A 21,311-nucleotide genomic window follows, 5' to 3' on the forward strand; every position below is an offset into this window, starting at 1 on the left:
GGCGGGCAGCAGACCGCCGACCGTTCCCATCCCAGGAGTCACCGTGACTGAACGCATCACCTCGGTGGACACGATCGACGTCCGCTTCCCCACCTCCGTGCACCGCGACGGGTCGGACGCGATGAACCCGTTCCCCGACTACTCCGCCGCCTACGTCGTCCTGCGGACCTCGGCGGGCGCCGAGGGGCACGGGCTGATCTTCACCGTGGGACGCGGCACCGAGATCCAGGTCGCCGCCGTGCGGTCGCTCGCCGCGATGGTGATCGACCAGCCGGTCGACGCGCTGGTCGCCGATCCGGGGGCACTGGCCCGCCGGCTCGTCGGCGACAGTCAGATCCGCTGGCTGGGCCCGGCGAAGGGGGTCGTGCACATGGCCGCCGGCGGCCTGGTCAACGCGGTGTGGGACCTCGCCGCCCGCCGGGCGGGCAAGCCACTGTGGAAACTGCTGGCCGACCTCACCCCGGAACAACTCGTCGCGCAGGTCGACTTCCGCTACCTGCGCGACGCCCTCACCGAGGACGAGGCGCTCGCGCTGCTGCGGCGGGCGAACGACGGCCGGGCCGCCCGGGAACAGCGGCTGCGGGCCGAGGGGTATCCGGCGTACACCACGACGCCGGGCTGGTTGGGCTACGACGACGAGAAACTGGCCCGGCTCTGCGCCGAGGCGGTGCGCGACGGCTACCAGCTGATCAAACTCAAGGTCGGCGGGGACCTGGCCGACGACGTACGCCGGATGGGCATCGCCCGGCAGGCCGTCGGACCCCAGATCCGCCTCGCGGTCGACGCCAACCAGATCTGGGGGGTGCCCGAGGCGATCGGGTGGATGCGCGAGCTGGCCGCGTTCGACCCGTACTGGATCGAGGAGCCGACGTCGCCGGACGACGTGCTCGGGCACGCCGCGGTCCGCAAGGCGCTCAGCCCGATCCGGGTGGCCACCGGTGAGCACGTGCACAACGCGGTGGTGTTCAAACAACTGCTCCAGGCCGATGCCGTCGACGTGGTGCAGATCGACGCCTGCCGGGTCGCCGGGGTCAACGAGAACCTGGCGATCCTGCTGCTCGCCGCGCACTTCGGGGTGCCGGTCTGCCCGCACGCCGGTGGGGTCGGGTTGTGTGAACTGGTGCAACACCTGGCGATGTTCGACTTCGTGGCGGTCAGCGGCAGCACCGACGACCGGGCCATCGAGTACGTCGACCACCTGCACGAGCACTTCGTCGACCCGGTCCGCGTCACCGGCGGGCGGTACCTGGCACCCACCGCCCCGGGGATGAGCGCGGAGATCCTGCCGACCTCCCTGGCCGCGTTCCGGTTCCCGGACGGTCCACAGTGGGCCGGCACCGGGGCTGCGGCGGAAGCGCCGATGCAATGATCATCGACGCGCACCACCACCTGTGGCGGCCGGAGCGCGGCTACGCCTGGCTCGCCGCACCCGAACTCGCGGCCATCCGGCGGCCGTTCACCCCGGCGGACCTGACCATCGAACTCACCGCCGCCGGGGTGACCGGCACCGTGCTGGTGGAGGGCGGTCGCTGCCATCCCGACGAGGCGGCCGAGTTCCTCGGCCACGCCGCCGACACCGCGTCGATCCTCGCGGTGGTGGCCTGGCTGGACGTCGCCGACGACGACGTGCCCGCCACCGTCGAGTGGTACCGCCGGCTGCGGGGCGGTGAGTTCCTGGCCGGGGTGCGCTCGCAGGTGCAGGGGGAGGCGGACCCGGACTATCTCGACCGACCCGACGTGCGGCGGGGGCTCGCCGCGCTCGCCAGCGCCGGGCTCGCGTTCGACCTGGTCATCCGGGCCGACCAACTGCCGGCGGCGGCCCGGGCGGCCCGGGCGGTGCCGCAGCTCCGGTTCGTCCTCGACCACCTCGGCAAACCCCGCATCGACGAGGGTACGGCGGGTCTGCGGAGCTGGCGCGGCCCGCTGGCCGCGTTGGCCGCCAACCCCAACGTCACCGCCAAGCTGTCCGGCCTGGTCACCGAGGCCGGACCGGACTGGTCACCGGACGATCTGCGTCCCTTCGTCGAGGTGGCCATCGCGGAGTTCGGTGCCGAGCGTCTGATGTTTGGTTCGGACTGGCCGGTCTGCCTGCTCAGGTCGGACTATCCCGGAGTGCTCCGGGCGTTGACGGCGGCGCTGCCCCCGCTGTCGGCCCGGGAACGGCACGAGATCCTCGCCGGCACCGCCGTGCGCACCTACCGGTTGGCACCCCGGGTCGCGCACCTTGTCCCGGCGCAGCCCGCGTGATCCCGACCGGTACGGGGTCACGCACCCGTCGCCTTGGCGGCGAGCACCGTACGCAGCCACGCCTCGGAGGTGTTGACGTGCATCAACGCACTCGCCTGGGCGAGCAGTTGATCGCGCGAGCGCAGCGCGAGGTAGATCGCGTGGTGCTCCTCGATCGTCGTGTGCGCCGAGTTGCTCTCGATCAACCCCCGCCATACCCGGGCCCGCAACGTACGGCTGGACAACCCGTCCAGCAGCGAGGTGAGGGTCTCGTTGCCGGTGGTCGCGACGACGGTGTGGTGGAAGGCCGTGTCGAACCGGATCAGCTTCTCCGCGTCGTCGGCCGCCGCCCGCATCTCCTCCAGGATGCCGCTGAGGTCGTCGAGTTGGGCGTCGGTCATCCGCAGCGCCGCCAGTCCGGTCGCCATCGGTTCCAGCAGCCGCCGCACCTCCATGACCTCCAGCAGGGTGTCGTCGCGCAGCAACTCCACCGCGACGCCCAGGCCCTCCAGCAGCAGCCGGGGGGCGAGGCTGGTGACGTACGTCCCGTCGCCGCGTCGTACGTCGAGCACCCGGGCCGATTCGAGGACCTTGACCGCCTCCCGGACCCCGCTGCGCGACAACCCCATCTGCTCGGCCAGTTGCGGCTCGGGGGGCAGCCGGGCCCCCGGCGGCAGCTCACCACTCTGGACCATGCTCCGGATCTTCGCGATCGCGTCGTCGGTCAGTGCCATCCACGTCCCCCTCTGGCCGGTGCGGCAGGCGTCGCCACGCCGGTCCCCCCGTGGCCGGCGACGACAGCCCACCCCAATATAGAGACATCGGATGTTTTTCCTGCTGCGGTCACCCGGCGCGGGTGCCGCACCGCACCCGGCCGACCGGCCGACCGACACCCCCACCGGAAAGGCATGACGTGCAACGCTACGGCTGGGTGATCCGGCTCCGACCGGATCAACGGGAAACCTATCTCCGACTGCACTCCGCCGTCTGGCCCGACGTCGAGCAGACGCTCCGCGCGGCGAACATCCGCAACTACAGCATCTTCCTGCATCAGGACCTGCTGTTCGGCTACTACGAGTACGTCGGCGAGGACCACGACGCGGACCAGCGCCGCATCGCCGACGACCCGCAGACGCAGGCCTGGTGGACGTTGACCGATCCGTGCCAGGAATCACTCGCCGAACCCGGCTCCGGGCACTGGTGGGCCCCGATGCACGAGGTCTGGCACCTGACCGGGGAGCCGTCGTGAACCGCAGCGCGCACTACGTCGGCAACAACACCTTCGTCGTCGAGGGGACCGCCACCGTGCCGCCCGGCCCCGACCAGGTCCGCATCGACGTCGCGTACACCGGCATCTGCGGCACCGACCTGCACATCGCGCACGGGGCGATGGACCAGCGGGTCCGGGTGCCGGCGGTGATCGGCCACGAGATGTCCGGCCGCATCGCCGAGCTGGGCCCGGGGGTCGAGGGCCACCGGGTGGGCGATCCGGTGACCGTGATGCCACTGGACTGGTGCGGTGGGTGCGCCGCCTGCCTGGCCGGTCACACCCACATCTGTCACCGGCTCACCTTCGTCGGCATCGACTCGCCCGGCGCGATGCAGCGCTCCTGGACGGTGCCCGCGCGGATCCTGGTGCCACTGCCCGAGGAGCTGCCCCTGACCCACGCCGCGCTGATCGAGCCGACCGCGGTCGCCGTGCACGACGTACGGCGTTCCCGGCTCACCGCCGGTGAACACGCGGTGGTCATCGGCGCCGGCCCCGTCGGCCTGCTCATCGGCACGGTCGCCCGGGCCACCGGCGCCGAGGTGACCGTGCTCGAACTCGACCCGCGTCGCCGGGAACTCGCCACCGAACTCGGGCTGCACACCGTCGATCCGGCAACGGTCGACGTCGCGCGACACGTCCACGAGACGAGCGGCGGGGCCGGTGCCGCCGTGGTCTTCGAGGTGTCCGGGTCCGCCGCCGGGGTCCGCACCGCGACCGACCTGCTCGCCGCGCGCGGTCGGCTGGTCGTCGTGGCGATCCATCCCACCCCACGGGAGGTGGACCTGCACCGCGTCTTCTGGCGCGAACTGGAGGTGATCGGCGTCCGGGTCTACGAGCGGGCGGACTACACCGAGGCCGTCCGGCTGGTGCACGCCGGGCTGGTGCCCGCCGCGCGGCTCATCACCCGGATCGTGCCGTTGGCCGAGGTGTCCGAGGCGTTCCGGGCACTGGCCACCGGCGGCGAGGTGAAGGTGCTGGTGGACTGCGGGGGTACGACGTGAAACCGCCCGGCCCCGGCCGGCGACCAGTTCGGTGGCCGCGGAAACTCGAGGGGTCGGCCGACTCCCTGGGCCGCGCGGGGCCGACCGTGTGATGATCAGAGCGTGCGGGTGGTGCTGGCGACCGACGCGGGACATCCCGGTCGTACCAATGAGGACTTCGCCGGTGCCGTGCCGGCCGGTCTGGTGCTGGTCGACGGCGCCGGTGGCATCGCCGGGGCCGAGAAGGTCTGCCGCCACGGCGTGGCCTGGTATGCCAGCCGGCTCGGTGGCACCCTGCTGGGCGGCTTGTCGGCGGACCGGAGCCTGCGGGCGGTGCTGGCCGAAGGCATCGCGCAGGTCACCGACATCCACCGGGGCACCTGCGACGTCACCCACCCGAGCAGCCCGCACGCGGCCGTGGCGATGCTCCGGTTCTCCGGCGACCTGGTCGAGCACCTGGTCCTCGGGGACGCGGTGGCGGTCGTCGGGCGGGCATCGGGTGCGCCGGTCGTCGCCCACGACCCGCGCGAGGTGGTGATCGCTCGGTCCTTCGAGCGCCGGCTGGTGGGCATCGACGCGGGGAGCGAGGAGCACCGGCGGTTGCTACGCGAGCTGCGGGGGCACCGCAACAACCCAGGCGGTTTCTGGGTGGCCAAAGACGACCCGCAGGTCGTGGACGAGGCGGTCACCGGCAGTTGCCCGGCAAATGGGGTGAACCGGGCCGCGCTGCTGAGCAACGGCGCGAGCCGGCTCGTGGACACCTTCGGGCTCACCGACTGGGCGGGGCTGCTGCGCCTGCTGGACCACGGACCTGCCGAGATCATCCGGCGGGTCCGGGAGGCCGAGGCACGGCACGGCGTCGCCACCGACGACGCGACGGCCATCTGCCGCAGCTGAGCCCGGCGACATCGGGATCCTTGTATACTCTGGGCGGCCGACCTAACAGCCCCTGGCAGAGAAGCAGTGAGCGGACCAGCAGCGAGCGGACCAGCAGCGAGCAAACCCCAGGCGAGTAGCAAATCGGTTGTTCTCGACGCGATCCGGGCGGCCGGCACGATCAGCCGGGTCGGCCTGATCCGGGCCACCGGCTTCACCGCGCCGACCATCTCCACCCTCGTCCGCAAGCTGATCAACGAGGATCTGGTCGTCGAGACCGGGCACGCGAAGTCGACCGGGGGCAAGCGGCAGGTGCTGCTCCAGCTCCACCACGCGTCCCGGTACGCCGTCGGCGTCCACCTGGACCACGGGGTCATCACCTACGCCCTGACCAACCTGGGTGGGACGGTGGTGGCCCGGATCTCCCGCCCCGGCGCGGGCGCCGAGGAGCCGGGGGTGGTGGTCGCCCGGATCGCCACCGAGATCGCCGCGCTGATCGACGGTGTGGGTGTGGAACACACCCGGATCCTCGGCGTCGGCGTGGTGTTCCCCGGCCCGGTCGACGCCACCCGAGGCATCGGCGGCCCACCGGACGTGGGGCTCGCCCCCGCCATGCGGCAGTGGACCGGGTTTCCACTCGGCCCGGCGCTGGAGCACGCGACGACGCTGCCGGTGGTGCTGGACAACGACTCGACCGCGGCGGCGCTGGGCGAGCACTGGACGGGCGGCTTCGGCACCGCGACCTCGGCCGCCGCCCTCTACATGGGCACCGGCATCGGTGCCGGCCTGGTCATCAACGGCATCACCTACCGGGGGCCGAGCGGCAACGTCGGTGAACTGGGCCATGTCTGCGTGTCGGCCGACGGTCCGCGGTGCTGGTGCGGCGCCCGGGGGTGCGTGGAGGCGCTGGCCGGGCCGGCTGCAGTGGTCGCCGCCGCCCGGTCGGACCCGGCGGCGGCCCGGGCGGTGGGTTTCACGGTCGGCGTCCGGCGACCCTCGGTGGTCGCCGACTTCGCCGCGATCAGCCGCGCCGCCCGCCGGGGCGAGCCGCACGCGCTGGCGCTGCTGGAGCGGTCGGCCCGGCACGTCGGGACGGCCGCCCGGACCCTGGCGAACCTGATGGACCTCGAAGTGCTCGTGCTGACCGGTCCGAGTCTGGCCGCCGCCGGGTCGGTCTACCTCCCCATCGTCCGGCACGAACTGCGCGCCTCCTTCTCCCGGGGCACGCACACCGTCGACGTACGGCTCTCCCGTTCCGCCGCCACGGCCTCGGCCATCGGCGCCGCCGCCCTGATCCTCGAATCCGAACTCGTCCCACTGAGCCACGGGTCGCGCCCGCCCGACCACGGGCCGAGGAGCGGGCCCGGCTCACCGAATCGGCAAGCTGACTGACCCGGGGGTGCGCAATGGACGACGCGTGGCGGACGAGCGCGGTGGGCCTGGTCCTTGCCCGGCCACCCCGGCTGCTCGGCACCGAGCCGTTCTTCATGGAGTTCATCGCGGGCATCGAGGAACGCCTCGCCGCGCACGGCCGGTCGGTGCTGCTGCACGTGGTCGCCCACCACGCCGCCGAGATCGCCGCGTACCGCAGGTGGGCACAGCAGCGGCTGGTCGACGCGATCGTGCTGGTGAACCCGTCGATCGACGACCCCCGGCCGGCGGTGCTGCGGGAGTTGCGGCTGCCCGTCGTGGTCGCGGGTGAGCCGACCCACGGCACCCCGGCGGTACGACGGGACGACGTCGGTTCGATGCGGGCGGCCCTGGCGCATCTGGTCGGTCTCGGGCATCACCGGATTGCCCGGATCACCGGGCCCGGCACCCTCCTGCACACCCGGACCCGCACCACCGCCATGCTGGCCGCCGCCGTCGACGCCGTCGTCGTGGAGGGGGACTACTCGGCGGAGTCCGGGGCCAGGTTGACCGCCCGGTTGATGACCGAGCCCGAGCCACCCACCGCGATCATCTACGACAACGACCTGATGGCGGTGGCGGGCCTGCACGCGGTCAAGGAGCTGGGCCACCGGGTCCCCCGCGACGTCAGCCTGATCGCCTGGGACGACTCCAGCCTGTGCCGCCTGGCCTCGCCCGCCCTCACCACGATGAGCCTGGACGTGCACTCGTTCGGTGAGTCGGTCGGCGATTCCGTGCTGCGGCTGATCGACGGCGGGTCGGCGCCGGAACGCTGGTGCGCGACCGAGACCGTGGTCGCCCGGGAGACGACCACCGCGCCACAATAGGTCGACATGTGCGGTCCACCTGGCAGTTCATCGAAACGCGTATCGATACGCTTGACTTAGTGAGGCTCATAAAGAAAGCTCGCAGACGCGCTCCCATCGACGCTCCCCGCTATATCTAGGAGAGCTTCATGACACGTCGACATGCCCTGCTGGCGTCGGCAGCAGCCGGCACCCTGGTGGCCGCCAGCCTGACCGCAGCCACCCTTCCCGCGTCGGCCGCGGCCTCTGGCTGCGCGGTCACCTACACCGTGCAGAGCCAGTGGACCGGCGGGTTCAGCGGCAACATCGCCATCACCAACCTCGGCTCCGCGCTCACCAACTGGACCCTGACGTTCGACTTCCCGAATGCCGGCCAACAGGTCACCCAGGGCTGGAGCGCCACCTGGTCGCAGTCCGGCACCCGGGTGTCGGCGGCCAGCCTGAACTGGAACGGCTCGCTGAGCACCGACGCATCGACCACGATCGGCTTCAACGGGGCGTGGAGCGGCGTCAACCCCGTACCCACGTCGTTCGCGCTCAACGGCACGACCTGCACCGGGACGGTCAGCCCCTCCCCGACGACCCCCCCGCCCACAACCACCCCACCGCCCACCACCCCACCGCCCACCACCCCACCGCCGACGACTCCCCCGCCGACCACGCCCCCGCCGACGACCGCGCCGCCGACCGGTGCCGCACCGAGCCTGCGGGTCTCCGGCAACCGGCTGGTGACGGCCGCCGGGGAGACCTACCGCCTGCTCGGCGTCAACCGGGCCAGCGGTGAGTTCGCCTGCGTACAGGGCAAGGGCATGTGGGACAGCGGCCCGGTCGACCAGGCCTCGGTAGACGCGATGAAGGCCTGGAACATCCGGGCCGTCCGGATCCCGCTCAACGAGGACTGCTGGCTGGGCCTGTCCGGTTCGCCCAGCGGCGCCACCTACCAGCAGGCGGTGAAGGCGTACGCGAACCTGCTGGTCGCCAACGGCATCAACCCGATCCTCGACCTGCACTGGACCCACGGCGCGTACACCGGCAACATCTCGGCCTGCCCGGACGTGAACGCCACCTGCCAGAAGCCCATGCCGAGCAGGCAGTACACGCCGCAGTTCTGGACCGGGGTGGCCACCGCGTTCAAGGGCAACGACGCGGTGCTGTTCGACCTGTTCAACGAGCCCTACCCGGACGCCGCCAACAACTGGTCGGACATGACGGCCGCCTGGCGCTGCCTGCGCGACGGCGGCACCTGCACCGGCATCGACTACCCGGTGGCCGGCATGCAGGACCTGGTCGACGCGGTACGCGCCACCGGCGCCACCAACGTCCTGCTGGTCCCCGGCCTGACCTGGACCAACGACCTGACCCAGTGGTTGGCCTACAAGCCGACCGACCCGCGCAACAACATCGTGGCCTCGTGGCACTCGTACAACTTCAACGCCTGTGTCACCGAGACCTGCTGGGACACCCAGATCGCGCCGGTGGCCGCGCAGGTGCCGGTACACGCCGGCGAGATCGGCCAGGACACCTGCGCCCACGACTACATCGACCGGTTGACGACCTGGCTGGACCGCAACCGGCTCGGCTACACGGCGTGGACCTGGAACCCGTGGGGTTGCAGCGGTGGCAACGTGCTCATCGAGGACTACAACGGCACCCCGACCAAGAGCTACGGCGAGGGCTACCGGGCCCATCTGCTCTCCGTCACGCCGTAACCGACCCCCGGCCCTCCCCCGCCGGCAGCAACCCGGCGTCGGCGGTCCGTGACGCGATCGACGGAGTAGCGGTGGGGGTGGGTGCGGCGACTTCGCCGCACCCACCCCCGTCCGCCCTGCCACCCCGGGCGGGAGCCTCGTGTGCAGGCTCCCGCCCCGGCGCGTCAGGAGCAGTTCTTGCCCTTGTTGATGCAGGTGGCGATGCGTTGCATGGTCTGGGCCGAGTTGACGTTGACGAAGTCGTTGTGGTCGGAGAACGGGTTGTGGTTCTCCTCGGGGAAGGAGTCGAGCGCGTACTGGCCCTTGACCTGCACGTCGCGGGCGATGTCGTAGCCGATGGTGATCCGCAGCTGCGGGATCGCCTGGAAGCCCTGCGGGCAGGCGCCGGTGGCCTTGTCGGCGAACGCGACGTGGTTGCGGTGGTTGTCGCTGTCGATGTTCTTGCCGTCCCAGCAGCCGGGGAAGTCCTGCACCCGCTGCACCTGGCTGCCGGCGGGGCAGATCGGGTACTTGTCGGAGAGCCGGTCGGCGAAGCCCGAGCAGCTCCAGGTGGCGCGGGCGTTGGCCGGACCCCGGCTGGTGGGCTTGGCGTCGCCGGTGAGGGCCCGGAGGAACTTCGGCATCGGCACCACCTTGCTGACGGGGTTGCCGCGGTATTCGATCAGCACCTGCGCCGGGCGGACGATACCGCCGGTGTTGCCGGGCAGCTCGAAGTTGGGACCCTGCGGGTCGGGCAGCGCGGCGGGGGTGGTGGGTGCGGCGGCGGTGGTCGCGGCGGCGGTCGGCGCGTTACTCGGTGCCGCCGAGGCACCCGGGGCCTGGTCCAGGGTGCAGGTGGCGAACGCTTCGAGGCCCTGCGGGCGGGCGGCCTGCCGGCCGATCGCGATGGCGATCCGGTCGAGCACGGCGGTCCGCTTGGCGCGCAGCGGGCCGAGGATGGCGTTGTCGACGAAGGCCGGGCCGCCCTGGCCCCGGCTGGTGACGAGGCGCTCGTTGGCCTCGGAGATCTGCCGGTCGAGTTCGTCGAGGTTGCGGTTCACCTCGGCGAGGGCCCCCGCGGGCACACCGGGCAGCTTGTCCCGCACGGTGGGGCACTGAATGCGCGGGTTCGCGGCCTCGGCCGCCTTGACGCTGGCGCGGTGGGCGCTGCCGGGCATCCGGGCGTGCATGTCGTCGTAGCTGATGTCGCACTCGACCAGCGAGACCAGGCCGGGCTGGTTGCCGCCGGCGGCGGTGACCGTGGTGCTGATCTGCTTGATCATCGCGGCGCGGCGTTCCCGCAGCGAGTCGATGACCTCCCGGTTGAACGCGGCGTCGATGCGTCCCCGGCTGGCCGTCATCCGCTGGTTCGCGGCGGCCTGCTGGCGGTCCAGCTCGGCCAGCATCCGGTCCACCGTGCTGCGGGCCCCGGTGGGGACGGCGCGCAGCCGCTTGCCGACCGAGGGGCAGACGACCACCGGCTGGGTCTGGGCGAGGGCCTGCTGGACCTGGTTGTTGCTGCGCACGCTCTTGTCGATGCGCACCACCGGCCAGAAGTAGGACGACTTGTCACCGTTGCGGCAGGTGGTGCCGGAGGCGTCCAGATCCGCGTTGGAGGAGTTCGCGGTGATGGCCAGGTTGCCGACGAAGTCGTGGACGTGCTCGGCGCCGTTGCGGATGCCGGGCTGGGCCACCGGGTTGTCCGGGCTGAACTTGCCGTTGCCGTTCGTGCCGCAGTCCACGGTGAACCGGCCGGTCGACCCGCCCGCGGCCGGCTTCAGGTTCTGCACGTTCGGCGACACGTTCTCGATCGGCACGAACTGGTCCAGGCTGGTGGCGGCGTCCGCGGTGCCCTTGCCACCGCTGGAGACGAAGGTGACGGTGAGCGCACCGGTGGCCGCCAGCACGACCGCGGCCAGGGCGAGCCTGACCGGTCGGGTCTGGACCAGTGGGGTCCCGTTCTTTCTGCGGTTCATCGGAATCTCCTCAAAGCCGCGAGCGGCTCCGGTGATGTGCTGTCCCCCACCGGTACGGGCCGGCATCCGGTGAACGATCAATGTTTGCCGGGGCCGTCATGATTCGGTAAGAAGTAGCCCTCCCCCGGCTCCCGGCCCCACCTGCAGCCAGCCGGATGCGGCGGCCGGTGACAAGGTCACCGGCCGCCGCGTGAGTGGTGTGGCGGCGGTCGCGCCGGTTCTCTACCAGACCGTCAGGAGCAGGTGGTTGATCGTGAGCGCCACCGCCGCCTGCGCGGCCAACCAGCCACGGCGGTCGGCGGGCGGGATCAGGGCCGCCCCGGCCAGGAGCCAGCCGGTGAAGGGCAGCCAGATCCGCTCGACCTCGGCCTTGCTGTAGCCGGACAGGTCCGCCGCGAGGATCGCCACCGTGGCGGCCAGTGGCAGCAGCCAGGTGGCGTGCGCCGCACCCGGCTGCCGGAGGGGGAGAGCCTGCCGGCCGGCCAGCACCGCGCGCCGGAGGATCACCGCCGCCACCGGGCCGGCGGCCACGACCACCAACGCCAGGTCGGCCCAGACCCAGTAGCCGTACGCGCGTTCGGAGGCGATGCCCTGGTAGTAGCGCTCGATGACGAGGTGGTAGCCGGTGGGCCACCAGAAGCCGGCGGCGGTGAACGCGGCGGCGACCGGCACCGCCCCGACGAACGCCCAGCCCGCGGTGCGCCAGCGCCGGCCGGCCAGCACGACGACCGCCAGCGCGATCGGCGCCATCAGGACCAGCCCGTAGGAGAGGTAGCAGCCGAAGGCCAACAGGGCGCCACCGGCGACCGCGCCCACCGCACGCCCCCGGACGACGCCGTACGCCAGCAGGGCCACACCGGTGGCGGTCACCCCGGCGAACAGCCCGTCGGCGGACACTCCGGACCAGACCGCCCCGGGGAACAGCACCACGAACGGCACCACCGCGCGGGCCGCCTCGTCGGTGCCGAACAGCCGTACGGTGTGCGGCACGGCGACGGCGACGAGTGCCGCCGCCAGGATGCACAGCACCCCGGCCCAACCGCCGCCGGACAGCCCGATCCGGTCGAGCCAGACGAAGACGAGCAGGGCCCCCGGCGGATGACCGGACACGTGGGTGGTCCAGGAGTCCGGTTGGAGGTCCAGGATCCGACCGCTGAAGCCGGCCAGCATGGCGGGGATGTCGGTGACCCCGGGGACCTCGTCCAGGTACTCGAAGGGGGTGGTCAGCCGACCGGCGATGCCGCGCTGCCAGCCGTCGACCAGGGCCAGCGACAGCGTCCAGGCCACGGCGGCGGCGTAGGAGACCGCGAGCAGCGGTCGCCAGGTCAGCCGGGCGGCCAGCGCGGGCCCGCGCCACCAGACCAGCGCCGCCACCAGCAGGGCCAGCGGGGTGCCGGGGCCGACGTGCGGCAGCCACTGCGCGAACAGCGGCGCCGCGCTGGCGTACACCGGGCGTCCCCACAGGTGGAGCAGGCCGCCGGTGACGGCGGCCACCGCGAACAGGCCGATCGCGGCAGCGGCAGCGATCAGGTCGGCCCGCGCCGGGCGGTGACGCGGGGTGTCACCCGGCGCGCGCGGACGGCCGCCCGGGTGGCTGCCGGCGCGCGCCGGGCCGCTGTGCAGGGTGCCGCCCGCGCCCCGCGGACCGTCCGCGCCCGGCGGGCGACGGCGCGGTGTGCCGTTCATCCGCGCAGCGGTGCGTGGGCGAACTCCGCGATCCCGTCGACGAGTCCCACCGCGGCCCGGAACCCGAGTTCGGTCTCGGCCCGGGTGGGCGAGGCGACCACGTGCCGCACGTCGGCGAGCCGGAACTCGCCGGTGACCACCGGCGGCGGCCCGCCGGCAGCTCGGGCCAGCTCCGTGGCCAACTGGCCGATGGTGGCCGGGCGGCCGGAAGCCACGTTGTACGCCCGCCAGCCGGTGCCCGTATCGGTTGCGTCCAGGGCGGCGAGGTTGGCCGCCGCCACGTCGCGCACGTGCACGAAGTCGCGGCGCTGGCCGCCGTCCTCGAACACCCGCGGTGCCCGGCCCGCCTCCAGCGACGAGCGGAACATCGCCGCGACCCCGCTGTACGGGGTGTCCCGGGGCATGCCGGGCCCGTAGACGTTGTGGTAACGCAGCGCCACCACCGCACCACCGGTCTGCCGGGCCCACGCGGAGGTGAGGTGCTCCTGGGCGACCTTGGTGGCGGCGTACCCGCTGCGCGGATCCAGCGGAGCGTCCTCGGCGACCAGGCCCGGCGTGACGGCGACGCCGCAGCTCGGGCAGGTCGCCTCGAAGCGACCGGCGGCCAGGTCGGCGACCGTACGCGGGGCGGGGCGGACCGGACCGTGCGCGGCACAGTCGTAGGCGCCCTCGCCGTAGACCACCATGGAGCTGGCGAGGACCAGCCGGTGCACGCCCGCCCGGGCCATCGCGGCGAGCAGGACGGCGGTGCCGAGGTCGTTGCAGCCGACGTACTCGGGCAGGTCGTCCAGGTCGACGCCGAGACCCACCATGGCCGCCTGGTGCACCACCGCGTCGACACCGGCCAGCACCCCGGCGACGCCCGGCCCGTCGCGCAGGTCGAGCCGGACGACGGGGGCGCCCGCCACGGTGTCCGGCAACGGCATGCGGTGCGCACCGGGATGACCGGAGTCCAGCACGGTCACCCGGTGGCCGGCGTCGTGCAGGGCGGTCACCACGTGGGTGCCGATGAAACCGGCGCCGCCGGTCACGAGTACGTGAGTCACCCGCCGACGGTAGGGCCGGGACGTGTCGTCGTGCCCCGGCCACGGCCGCCCGTCAGCGGTTCGTAAGAACTCCGTCAGCGGTTCGCCGCTGCCCCGGATTCCGTCATCACCAGGTAAGAACTTCCGGCCGGATCGTGTCCTACCGTCCGCAGCATGACCGATGTGGTTCTTCCCTGCCGCAACGAGGCCCCGGCCCTGCCCGACCTGCTGGCCCGGATGCCGGCCGGGTACCGGCCGATCGTGGTGGACAACGGCTCCACCGACGGCTCGGCGGCGGTGGCCCGCGCCTGCGGCGCCGAGGTGATCAGCGTGGCCGAACCCGGGTACGGCGCCGCCGTACACGCCGGGGTCCTGGCGGCCGACCCGGTCGACGGCGTGGTGTGCGTGCTGGACGCCGACGGGTCGTTCGACCCGGCGCAGCTGCCCCGGCTGGCCGATCCGGTCCGGGACGGCGAGGCGGAACTGGGCACCGGTCGACGCCGCCCCACCGCGCGGGGGGTGTGGCCGTTGCACGCCCGGGCGGCGAACGCCCTGCTGGCCCACCGGCTGCGCCGCACCACCGGCCTCGACGTCCACGACATCGGGCCGATCCGGGCCGTCCGCCGGGCCGACCTGCTGGCGCTGGGGCTGCGCGACCGCCGCTTCGGCTACCCGCTGGAGCTGCTCATCTCGGCCGGTCGGGCCGGCTGGCGGGTGGTCGAGGTCGACGTCGACTACCACCCCCGGGCGGCCGGGACCCGGTCGAAGGTGACCGGCACGGTGCTCGGCACCGCCCGCGCCGTACGCGACATGAGCGCGGTGCTGGCCCGGTGAACGCCTCCCGCCAGCCGACCGCCCCCGCGCACCGCGCCCCGCAGGTGCTGGTGCTGGCCAAGACGCCGGAACCCGGCCGGGTCAAGACCCGGCTCTGCCCGCCCTGCACTCCCACCCAGGCCGCCCGGGTCGCCGCGGCGGCCCTGGCCGACACCCTCGACACCGTCGCCACGGCCACGGCCGGCACCCGGGTCCTGGTCGTCGACGGCGACCACCCGGCCCCCGAGGGCTGGACGAGACTCGCCCAGCGGGGCGGCCCGCTGGGCGACCGGCTCGCCCACGCGTTCGCCGACACCCGCACGGCGGGCACGGCCACCCTGCTGATCGGCATGGACACCCCGCAGCTCACCGCCGGTCACCTCGACAGCGCGCTGGGGCTGCTGTGCCGGCCGGACGGGCCGGACGCGGTGCTCGGACTGGCGGACGACGGCGGGTGGTGGACGCTGGGGCTACGCGAGCCTGGTCACGCCTCGGTCCTGCGCGCGGTCCCCACCTCTCTGGCGAGCACCGGACAGCTCACCCTGGCCGCGTTGCGCCACCGTGGTCTGCGGGTCCACCTGCTGCCCCGGCTGCGGGACGTGGACACCGCCGCCGACGCCCACGCGGTGGCCGCGTCGTGCCCGCCGGACAGCCGGTTCGCCGTCGCCGTCGCCACCGACGTCCCCTCCCCCACGGCGGTCGCCCGGTGAACGCGGTGGCCCTCTTCGACGCCGTGTTCGACCGGGCCGCGTCGGGCGTCCCCGCCGCGTTCACCGCCCGGCACCCGAGCGGCGGGGTGCTCCGGTTCGACCCGGCGGTCTGGTGCCGGGACGCCGTCGCCGGGGACGCGACGCTGCTCCAGCGCTGCACCGGCCCCACCCTCGATGTCGGCTGCGGCCCCGGGCGGCTCACCGGTGCGCTGATCGACGCCGGCCGGCCGGCGCTCGGCATCGACGTCAGCGCCACCGCCGTCCGGCTGGCCCGGGAACGCGGTGCCGTCGCGCTGCAACGCGACGTCTTCGGCCCGGTGCCGGGTGCCGGACGTTGGCCGCACCTGCTGCTGGCCGACGGCAATGTCGGCATCGGCGGTGACCCGTACCGGCTGCTGCGCCGTTGTCGTCGGCTGCTGGCGGCCAACGGCCACCTGCACGCCGAGTTCGCGCCGCCCGGCACGCCGGCCTGGTCCGGCACGGCCATGGTGCAGACCCCGGGCGGCGTCGGCAGCCCGCTGCGGTGGGCCTGCGTACCCCTCGACGATCTTGCCGCGCTGGCCGAGGGAACCGCGATGCGGGTGCGCGACACCTGGAGCGAGGCGGGCCGGTGGTTCGCCACCCTCACCCCCCGGTGACCGGTCGGCCGACTGCCCTACGGCGGCTCGCCCGGCGGTGGTCGGCACCGCTGCCGGCCCCGCCCGGGGCGCTGCGGCGCGGGCCACTGCGGCCCGACGGGTTCCCGTCCCGGTTACGGTCCACCCGGCTGACCAGCCAGCTCGGCGTCGCGCTCGGCGTGGCGTTCGCCGTCTGCTTCGTCACCGGGCTGCTCAGTCACCTGATCCAGCACCCGCCGGGCTGGTTCCGGTGGCCGGCCCGCCCGGTGGGCCTCTACCGCTTCACCCAGGGCCTGCACGTGGCGACCGGCCTGGCCACGGTGCCGCTGCTCGGGGCCAAGCTGTGGTCGGTCTACCACCACCTGTTCCGCTGGCCGCCGATCCGGTCGATCGCCCATGCGGTCGAACGCGCCAGCGTCGCCGTGCTGGTCGCCGCGGCGCTGTTCCAGGTGGTCGGCGGCATCCTGAACATCGCCCGCTGGTACGGGCCGATGCCGTTCTTCTTCACCGCCGGGCACTACTGGGTGGGATGGCTGGCGGTCGGCGCGCTGCTGGTGCACATCGGCGTACAGCTGCCGGCGGTGCGCGGTGCTCTCGGCCGCTCCGTCGTCGAGTCGTCGCAGGAGCGGCTCAGCCGGCGCGGGCTGCTCGGTGGGGTCGCCGCCGCGGCCGGACTGATCACCCTGACCACGGTCGGGCAGACCGTCCGGCCGCTGTCCGGCCTGGCGGTGCTCGCCCCGCGCCGGCCGGACGTGGGGCCACAGGGGCTGCCGGTCAACAAGACCGCACACCGCGCCGGGGTACGCGCCCTGGCGCAGGACCCGGCGTACCGGCTGGTGGTCACCGGCCCCGGCGGGCGCACCGACCTGGATCTCGCCGCCCTGCGCGCCCTGCCGCAGCACACCGCCGAGCTGCCGATCGCCTGCGTGGAGGGGTGGAGCGCCACCGGGCGGTGGACCGGCGTACGGCTGCGGGACCTGGTCGCGCTGGTGGGCGTCGACCCGGACCGGGCGACCGTGCTCGTCGAGTCGCTGGAGACGGCCGGCCGCTACCGCACGTCGACCGTCGGGCCGGCGCACGTCGCCGACCCGCTGACGCTGATCGCGCTGCGGCTGGGTGGGGAACCCCTGCACCCCGACCACGGCTACCCCGCCCGGTTGATCGCCCCGAACCGGCCCGGGGTGCTGCAGACCAAGTGGGTCGGCCGGCTCACCGTACGGGAGTCGTCGTGAGGACCCGGGCGGCGCTCGTCGCGGTCGGCACCCTGCTGATCGGGTACGCCGTCGTGGGCGCGCTCGCCGACCCCGATCTGAGGCCGACCGGGGTGTTGCTCTTCCTGGCCGGGGTGGTGGCCGGTCACGACCTCGTCTGGATGGCCGTGCTGCTGGCCGTCGGCGCCCTGCTCGCCCGGTGGGTTCCGGAACGTCACCGGCCGGTGGTGCGCGCCGGCGTGATCAGCGCCGCCACGGTCACCGTCGTGGCGGTGCCGCTCGTCCTCGGTTTCGGCCGGCCGCCGGACGACCCCTCGGTGCTGCCGCTGCCCTACGGCCGCCACCTCGCGATCGTCCTGCTGCTGATCGCCGGCGCGACGCTGCTGACCTGCTGGGCGGCCGACCGGCGACGGTCCCGGCGACCCGCCCCGGCCGCACCGGGCGGGCGACCTCCCCGGTCAGCCCTTCACCGCCCCGGCGGTGAGCCCCTCGGTCAGGAAGCGCTGCCCGAAGGCGTACATGATCACCACGGGGATGCTGACCAGCAGTGACGCGGCGGCGAGCTGTCCCTGCGGCACGACGTCCCCGGTGATCATCGACTGCATCCCCACCGGGAGGGTCTTGTACTCGTCCTTGGTGATGAACACGAAGGCGAAGAGGAACTCGTTCCAGGCGTTGGTCAGGGTGAACAGCGCGACCGCCAGCAGTCCCGGCTTGGCCAGGGGCAGCATCACCCGGAGGAACGCCTGGAAGCGGGTGCAGCCGTCGACCAGCGCAGCCTCCTCCAACTCGACGGGGATCGACGCGAAGTACCCCGCCAGCAGCCAGGTGGCGAACGGCAGTGTGAAGGTCGGGTACGTCACGACCAGCGACCACAGCGAGTCGGTGAGCCGCACCCCGATGAGCAGTTGGTACAGCGGGATGAACAGCAGCGCACCCGGCATCACGTAGGTGATCAGCACCGTGACGGTGAAGCCCTGCGCCCCGCGGAACCTCAGCCGGGCCAGGGCGTAGCCCGCCAGGGCGGCACAGACCAGTGCCACCACGGTGGACGCCACGGACACCAGCACCGTGTTGAGGTACCAGCGGCCGAACGGCTTGGTGGCGAAGAGGTCGGTGAACTGCTGCAGGCTCCACGGCGTCGGCCACAGGTCGTGGTCGTGCATGACGATCTGACCGTCGGACTTGAAGGCCGTGACGACGATCCAGTACAGCGGGGCCAGGACGAAGACGAGCAACCCGGCCAGGGCCACACCGGAGGCCAGCCCCGACGCCAGCGACGACGCCCGGCGACGCCCCCAGGCCCCGAGCGCCGAGACCACCCGGCCGACCGCCGCCGCGACCAGCAGGAACACCCCGAGGACCGCCGCCGCCTTCCAGAAGATGTGCGGCGACGCCCAGGCCAGCAGCGCGGTGGTCGCCGCGGCGACGACCCACGGCAGGGCGGTGCGGACCGTGCGGGTGGTACGGGCCGAGCGGGCCGGCCGGAGCTTGCGGGCCCGTCGGGGCGGTGCCACGCCCGAGTCCCGGCGCAACAGCCGGACCAGCACGAACACCAACCCGCCGATGACCGGCAGCATGACGAGCGTGACCGCCGCTCCCGCGCCGTACTGCAGTTGCAGGATCGCCTTCGAGTACGCGACCAGCACGTACGGTGCCGTCGCGTTGCCCGGTCCGCCCTGGGTCAGCAGCCAGATGAGGTCGAAGTTGTTGAACGTCCAGATTGACGACAGGGTCACCGTCACGGTGATCACGTGGCGCAGTCCGGGCAGCGTCACGTGGAGGAACCGCCGCCACGGCGAGGCGCCGTCGACGGTCGCCGCCTCGTACAGGTCGACGGGGATGGCCTTCAACCCCGCGAGGAAGGCGACGGTGAAGAACGGCACCCCCTTCCACACGTTCACCAGGATCACCGACGGCATGGCCAGCGACGGCTCGGACAGCCAGCCCGCCGGCCAACTGTCGACCAGGTGCAACTGCACCAGCAGGGGCCCGATCCCCGACTCGGTGAGCAGCATGTTGACGCTGCCGAAGATCGGGTCGAGCAGCGAGCGCCAACTGAACGCGGTGACCACCGTCGGCACCACCCACGGCAGCAGGAGCAGCCCGGCCAGCACGGCCCGGCCCCGGCGTCGGTGGTGCAGCAGCAGTGCCGCGGACAGCCCCAGCACCGCCTTGAACACCTCGGCGTACGCGGTGAAGACGAACGAGTTCAGCACGCCCGCGTGGAACTGCTCGTCGTCGGCCAGGGCGAGGTAGTTGGCCAGGCCGACGAACACACTCTGCTGCCCGTGCCGTTCCGTCGTGCTGGTGACGACCGACCAGGCGATCGGCACGAGCACGAGGCCGCCGACCAGCACGGCGGTGGGTGCCAGGAACAGCGCCGCGAGCCGCCAGTCGCGGCCCAGCCGGCGTCGGGTCGCGATGCGGAAACGGGACTCCGGCGGCGAGGACCCTCCTGACGCCGGGGCGGACGTCGGGCGGACCGACGTCACTGCGGCAGCCCCTGCTGGGTGAAGATCTGCACCATCTTGGCGTGCGCGGCCTGCACGGCCCGCGCGGGCGGCGTGCCCTGGATGGCCTGCTGCATCATGTCGGTGAGGACGTAGGCGCCGACGGCGGCCTGTTGTCCCGCGCTGGCCTTCTGCGGAAAGTCCAGACCGTTCTTGGTGGACAGTGGCAGCTGCTGCTGAGTGATCTTGCGCATGATGGGGAACGCCGGGTCGCCGCTGGTGAAGAACGGGTCGGCGTCCCAGACCTTCTCCCAGGCCGGCAGCGCCAGACCGGGCGCTTCCTTCGCCACCCCGACCAACGCGGGCGCGGTGACCAGGTACTGCGTCAGGAGCTTGGCCAGGGCGGGGTTCTTGGCGCCCTTGAAGATGACGAAGCCCTGGGACTGGCCGAGCAGCAGGGACTTGTCGGTGGCCGGCCCGGTGCAGTCGGCGAAGACGTGGGTGTTGTCGTAGACCGGGTTCTTCTTGGTCTTGGAGTCCGCGTAGACGCTGAACTGGTTGCGGGTGTAGCCGAGGATGCCGGCGAGCCAGTTCTCGTTGTTGCTGGAGTCGGTCCAGGCGGCCACCCCCGGCGGCAGCATCGGCTTGTACCGGGGGTTGGTGTAGATGTCGGCGAGGAAGGTCACCGCCTGCACCGTCTCGGGAGAGTCGAACGTGACCTTCCGGCCGTCGTTGGAGGCGATCGCCCCGCCGTAGGAGTTGATCAGCGCCTCGATCATGCCGTTGGCGTCACCGGAGCGGTTCACGGTCATGCCCCAGCCGAACCGCCGCTTGCCGGGGTCGGAGATCGCCAGGCACAGGTCCCGCAGCTCCTCCCAGGTGTAGACGTCCCGGGGGGTGATGCCCTCGTCGCGCATCCAGTCCTTGCGCAGGAACGATCCGATCCCGATGAAGTGGTAGGGGATGGCGAACCACTTACCGTCGAAGACGCAGAAGTTCTTGGACTCCGCGGTGGGTTCGCCGTACGTCGCCGTCAGCGCCTGGACGACGTCCGTCACGTCCTCCAGGTCGCCGAGCGCCTGGAACTGGGCGACGAACCGCGAGTCGGTCATGAACGCGAGGTCACGCGCCACGCCACCCTGGACCTCGGCATGGATCTTGGCGACCACGTCACCGGCGTCGGCCTGGACCAGGCTGTTGCCGATCTTCGTGCCGGTGGTGTCGGCGAACTTCCTGATCGAGGCGTCGAGGGCCGCGTTCGCCGCCTCCGAGTACAGCTTCTGCGACAGCATCCCCAACGAGGAGCCCTTCAACGCCGCCGCGGCGTCGACGAGTGCCTTCGGGACCTCGGCCTGCACCTTGGGCGTCGATGGTGAGGTGTCTCCGCAGGCGGCCAGGCCGGCCGCGCCGAGCAGCCCCACCCCCATTCCCAGAAAGCCGCGCCGGGACTGCAACGCATTGTCACCCATCGACATCTGCCTCCTCCGTCTCGCCTCACCGGAACCCGCCGGGAGAGGCCAGGGAGCGTCACCGTCCCCTGTGGACTTCCGTGCAGGCCGCGTCC

19 protein-coding genes are annotated in these 21,311 nt (G+C 72.8%); 13 read left to right on the forward strand and 6 right to left on the reverse strand.

Annotation, left to right across the window (positions count from 1 at the left end; all coding sequences use genetic code 11):
- Positions 1–43 precede the first annotated feature (43 nt).
- Positions 44–1,369, forward strand: coding sequence for an enolase C-terminal domain-like protein (locus ACQP1S_RS19915; protein ID WP_432897630.1), 1,326 nt, complete (start codon positions 44–46; stop codon positions 1,367–1,369).
- The gene (locus ACQP1S_RS19920) at positions 1,366–2,247 is read left to right on the forward strand and encodes an amidohydrolase family protein (protein ID WP_432897633.1); all 882 of its coding nucleotides are present in this window, start codon (positions 1,366–1,368) and stop codon (positions 2,245–2,247) included. The genes ACQP1S_RS19915 and ACQP1S_RS19920 overlap by 4 nt, the downstream gene beginning before the upstream one ends.
- A 17-nt stretch (positions 2,248–2,264) precedes the next feature.
- Here ACQP1S_RS19920 and ACQP1S_RS19925 read toward each other — a convergent pair whose 3' ends face one another.
- Complete coding sequence (locus tag ACQP1S_RS19925) at positions 2,265–2,960, reverse strand: FadR/GntR family transcriptional regulator (RefSeq protein ID WP_091252602.1); 696 nt, start codon at positions 2,958–2,960, stop codon at positions 2,265–2,267.
- 197 nt (positions 2,961–3,157) lie between these two features.
- Here ACQP1S_RS19925 and ACQP1S_RS19930 point away from each other — a divergent pair, with 197 nt between their 5' ends.
- The 6 genes from ACQP1S_RS19930 to ACQP1S_RS19955 all read left to right on the forward strand — a co-directional run bounded on the left by ACQP1S_RS19930 (position 3,158) and on the right by ACQP1S_RS19955 (position 9,277).
- A complete protein-coding gene (locus ACQP1S_RS19930; RefSeq protein ID WP_245722790.1) occupies positions 3,158–3,475 on the forward strand; it encodes an L-rhamnose mutarotase in 318 nt (105 codons plus the stop codon).
- Positions 3,472–4,497, forward strand: coding sequence for a zinc-dependent alcohol dehydrogenase (locus ACQP1S_RS19935; RefSeq protein ID WP_432897638.1), 1,026 nt, complete (start codon positions 3,472–3,474; stop codon positions 4,495–4,497). The genes ACQP1S_RS19930 and ACQP1S_RS19935 overlap by 4 nt, the downstream gene beginning before the upstream one ends.
- Before the next feature lie 102 nt (positions 4,498–4,599).
- Complete coding sequence (locus ACQP1S_RS19940; RefSeq protein WP_432897641.1) at positions 4,600–5,373, forward strand: hypothetical protein; 774 nt, start codon at positions 4,600–4,602, stop codon at positions 5,371–5,373.
- Positions 5,374–5,439: 66 nt separating this feature from the next.
- Positions 5,440–6,744 carry an ROK family transcriptional regulator gene (locus ACQP1S_RS19945; protein WP_432897644.1) on the forward strand — a complete coding sequence of 435 codons (1,305 nt, stop codon included), beginning with the start codon at positions 5,440–5,442 and terminating at the stop codon, positions 6,742–6,744.
- A gap of 14 nt (positions 6,745–6,758) precedes the next feature.
- The gene (locus ACQP1S_RS19950; RefSeq protein WP_432897647.1) at positions 6,759–7,589 is read left to right on the forward strand and encodes a LacI family DNA-binding transcriptional regulator; all 831 of its coding nucleotides are present in this window, start codon (positions 6,759–6,761) and stop codon (positions 7,587–7,589) included.
- 128 nt (positions 7,590–7,717) lie between these two features.
- Entirely contained in the window at positions 7,718–9,277 is a 1,560-nt protein-coding gene (locus ACQP1S_RS19955; RefSeq protein WP_432897650.1) for a cellulase family glycosylhydrolase, read from the forward strand.
- Between the two features lie 164 nt (positions 9,278–9,441).
- Here the strand turns inward: ACQP1S_RS19955 and ACQP1S_RS19960 are convergent, their stop codons facing one another.
- The 3 genes from ACQP1S_RS19960 to ACQP1S_RS19970 form a co-directional block, all read right to left on the reverse strand.
- A complete protein-coding gene (locus tag ACQP1S_RS19960; protein WP_432897653.1) occupies positions 9,442–11,232 on the reverse strand; it encodes a DUF1996 domain-containing protein in 1,791 nt (596 codons plus the stop codon).
- A 222-nt stretch (positions 11,233–11,454) separates the two neighbouring features.
- Positions 11,455–12,855 (reverse strand): hypothetical protein, encoded by a 1,401-nt coding sequence (locus ACQP1S_RS19965; RefSeq protein ID WP_432908142.1) that lies wholly within the window; start codon positions 12,853–12,855, stop codon positions 11,455–11,457.
- A 59-nt stretch (positions 12,856–12,914) separates the two neighbouring features.
- Positions 12,915–13,964: an NAD-dependent epimerase/dehydratase family protein gene (locus ACQP1S_RS19970; RefSeq protein ID WP_432897656.1), complete on the reverse strand. Its 1,050-nt coding sequence runs from the start codon at positions 13,962–13,964 to the stop codon at positions 12,915–12,917.
- 153 nt (positions 13,965–14,117) lie between these two features.
- Here ACQP1S_RS19970 and ACQP1S_RS19975 point away from each other — a divergent pair, with 153 nt between their 5' ends.
- Genes ACQP1S_RS19975 through ACQP1S_RS19995 form a run of 5 tightly spaced genes read left to right on the forward strand, consistent with a single transcriptional unit; the run spans position 14,118 to position 17,845 of the window.
- The gene (locus ACQP1S_RS19975; protein ID WP_091252626.1) at positions 14,118–14,777 is read left to right on the forward strand and encodes a glycosyltransferase family 2 protein; all 660 of its coding nucleotides are present in this window, start codon (positions 14,118–14,120) and stop codon (positions 14,775–14,777) included.
- Positions 14,774–15,466: a TIGR04282 family arsenosugar biosynthesis glycosyltransferase gene (locus tag ACQP1S_RS19980; RefSeq protein ID WP_432897659.1), complete on the forward strand. Its 693-nt coding sequence runs from the start codon at positions 14,774–14,776 to the stop codon at positions 15,464–15,466. The genes ACQP1S_RS19975 and ACQP1S_RS19980 overlap by 4 nt, the downstream gene beginning before the upstream one ends.
- Positions 15,463–16,104: a methyltransferase domain-containing protein gene (locus ACQP1S_RS19985; RefSeq protein ID WP_432897662.1), complete on the forward strand. Its 642-nt coding sequence runs from the start codon at positions 15,463–15,465 to the stop codon at positions 16,102–16,104. Before ACQP1S_RS19980 ends, ACQP1S_RS19985 begins: the two co-directional genes overlap by 4 nt.
- Positions 16,101–17,315: a molybdopterin-dependent oxidoreductase gene (locus ACQP1S_RS19990; RefSeq protein WP_432897665.1), complete on the forward strand. Its 1,215-nt coding sequence runs from the start codon at positions 16,101–16,103 to the stop codon at positions 17,313–17,315. Before ACQP1S_RS19985 ends, ACQP1S_RS19990 begins: the two co-directional genes overlap by 4 nt.
- Positions 17,312–17,845, forward strand: coding sequence for a hypothetical protein (locus tag ACQP1S_RS19995; protein ID WP_432897668.1), 534 nt, complete (start codon positions 17,312–17,314; stop codon positions 17,843–17,845). The genes ACQP1S_RS19990 and ACQP1S_RS19995 overlap by 4 nt, the downstream gene beginning before the upstream one ends.
- Here ACQP1S_RS19995 and ACQP1S_RS20000 read toward each other — a convergent pair.
- Both ACQP1S_RS20000 and ACQP1S_RS20005 read right to left on the reverse strand, forming a co-directional pair.
- Entirely contained in the window at positions 17,753–19,789 is a 2,037-nt protein-coding gene (locus ACQP1S_RS20000) for an ABC transporter permease subunit (protein ID WP_432897671.1), read from the reverse strand. The two genes, ACQP1S_RS19995 and ACQP1S_RS20000, sit on opposite strands and share 93 nt — an antisense overlap.
- Complete coding sequence (locus ACQP1S_RS20005; RefSeq protein WP_432897674.1) at positions 19,786–21,216, reverse strand: ABC transporter substrate-binding protein; 1,431 nt, start codon at positions 21,214–21,216, stop codon at positions 19,786–19,788. Before ACQP1S_RS20005 ends, ACQP1S_RS20000 begins: the two co-directional genes overlap by 4 nt.
- Between the last annotated feature and the right edge of the window lie 95 nt (positions 21,217–21,311).

The sequence above is a fragment of the Micromonospora matsumotoense genome (assembly GCF_050951065.1).
In the GTDB taxonomy this organism is placed as follows: Bacteria; Actinomycetota; Actinomycetes; order Mycobacteriales; family Micromonosporaceae; genus Micromonospora; species Micromonospora matsumotoensis.

Excerpts from the sequence above, each read along its gene's own strand:
- ACQP1S_RS19960 (WP_432897653.1), bottom strand. The coding sequence starts at position 11,232 with ATGAACCGCAGAAAGAACGGGACCCCACTGGTCCAGACCCGACCGGTC.
- ACQP1S_RS19975 (WP_091252626.1), top strand. The coding sequence starts at position 14,118 with ATGACCGATGTGGTTCTTCCCTGCCGCAACGAGGCCCCGGCCCTGCCC.
- ACQP1S_RS19920 (WP_432897633.1), top strand. The coding sequence starts at position 1,366 with ATGATCATCGACGCGCACCACCACCTGTGGCGGCCGGAGCGCGGCTAC.
- ACQP1S_RS19950 (WP_432897647.1), top strand. The coding sequence starts at position 6,759 with ATGGACGACGCGTGGCGGACGAGCGCGGTGGGCCTGGTCCTTGCCCGG.
- ACQP1S_RS19955 (WP_432897650.1), top strand. The coding sequence starts at position 7,718 with ATGACACGTCGACATGCCCTGCTGGCGTCGGCAGCAGCCGGCACCCTG.
- ACQP1S_RS19925 (WP_091252602.1), bottom strand. The coding sequence starts at position 2,960 with ATGGCACTGACCGACGACGCGATCGCGAAGATCCGGAGCATGGTCCAG.
- ACQP1S_RS20005 (WP_432897674.1), bottom strand. The coding sequence starts at position 21,216 with ATGGGTGACAATGCGTTGCAGTCCCGGCGCGGCTTTCTGGGAATGGGG.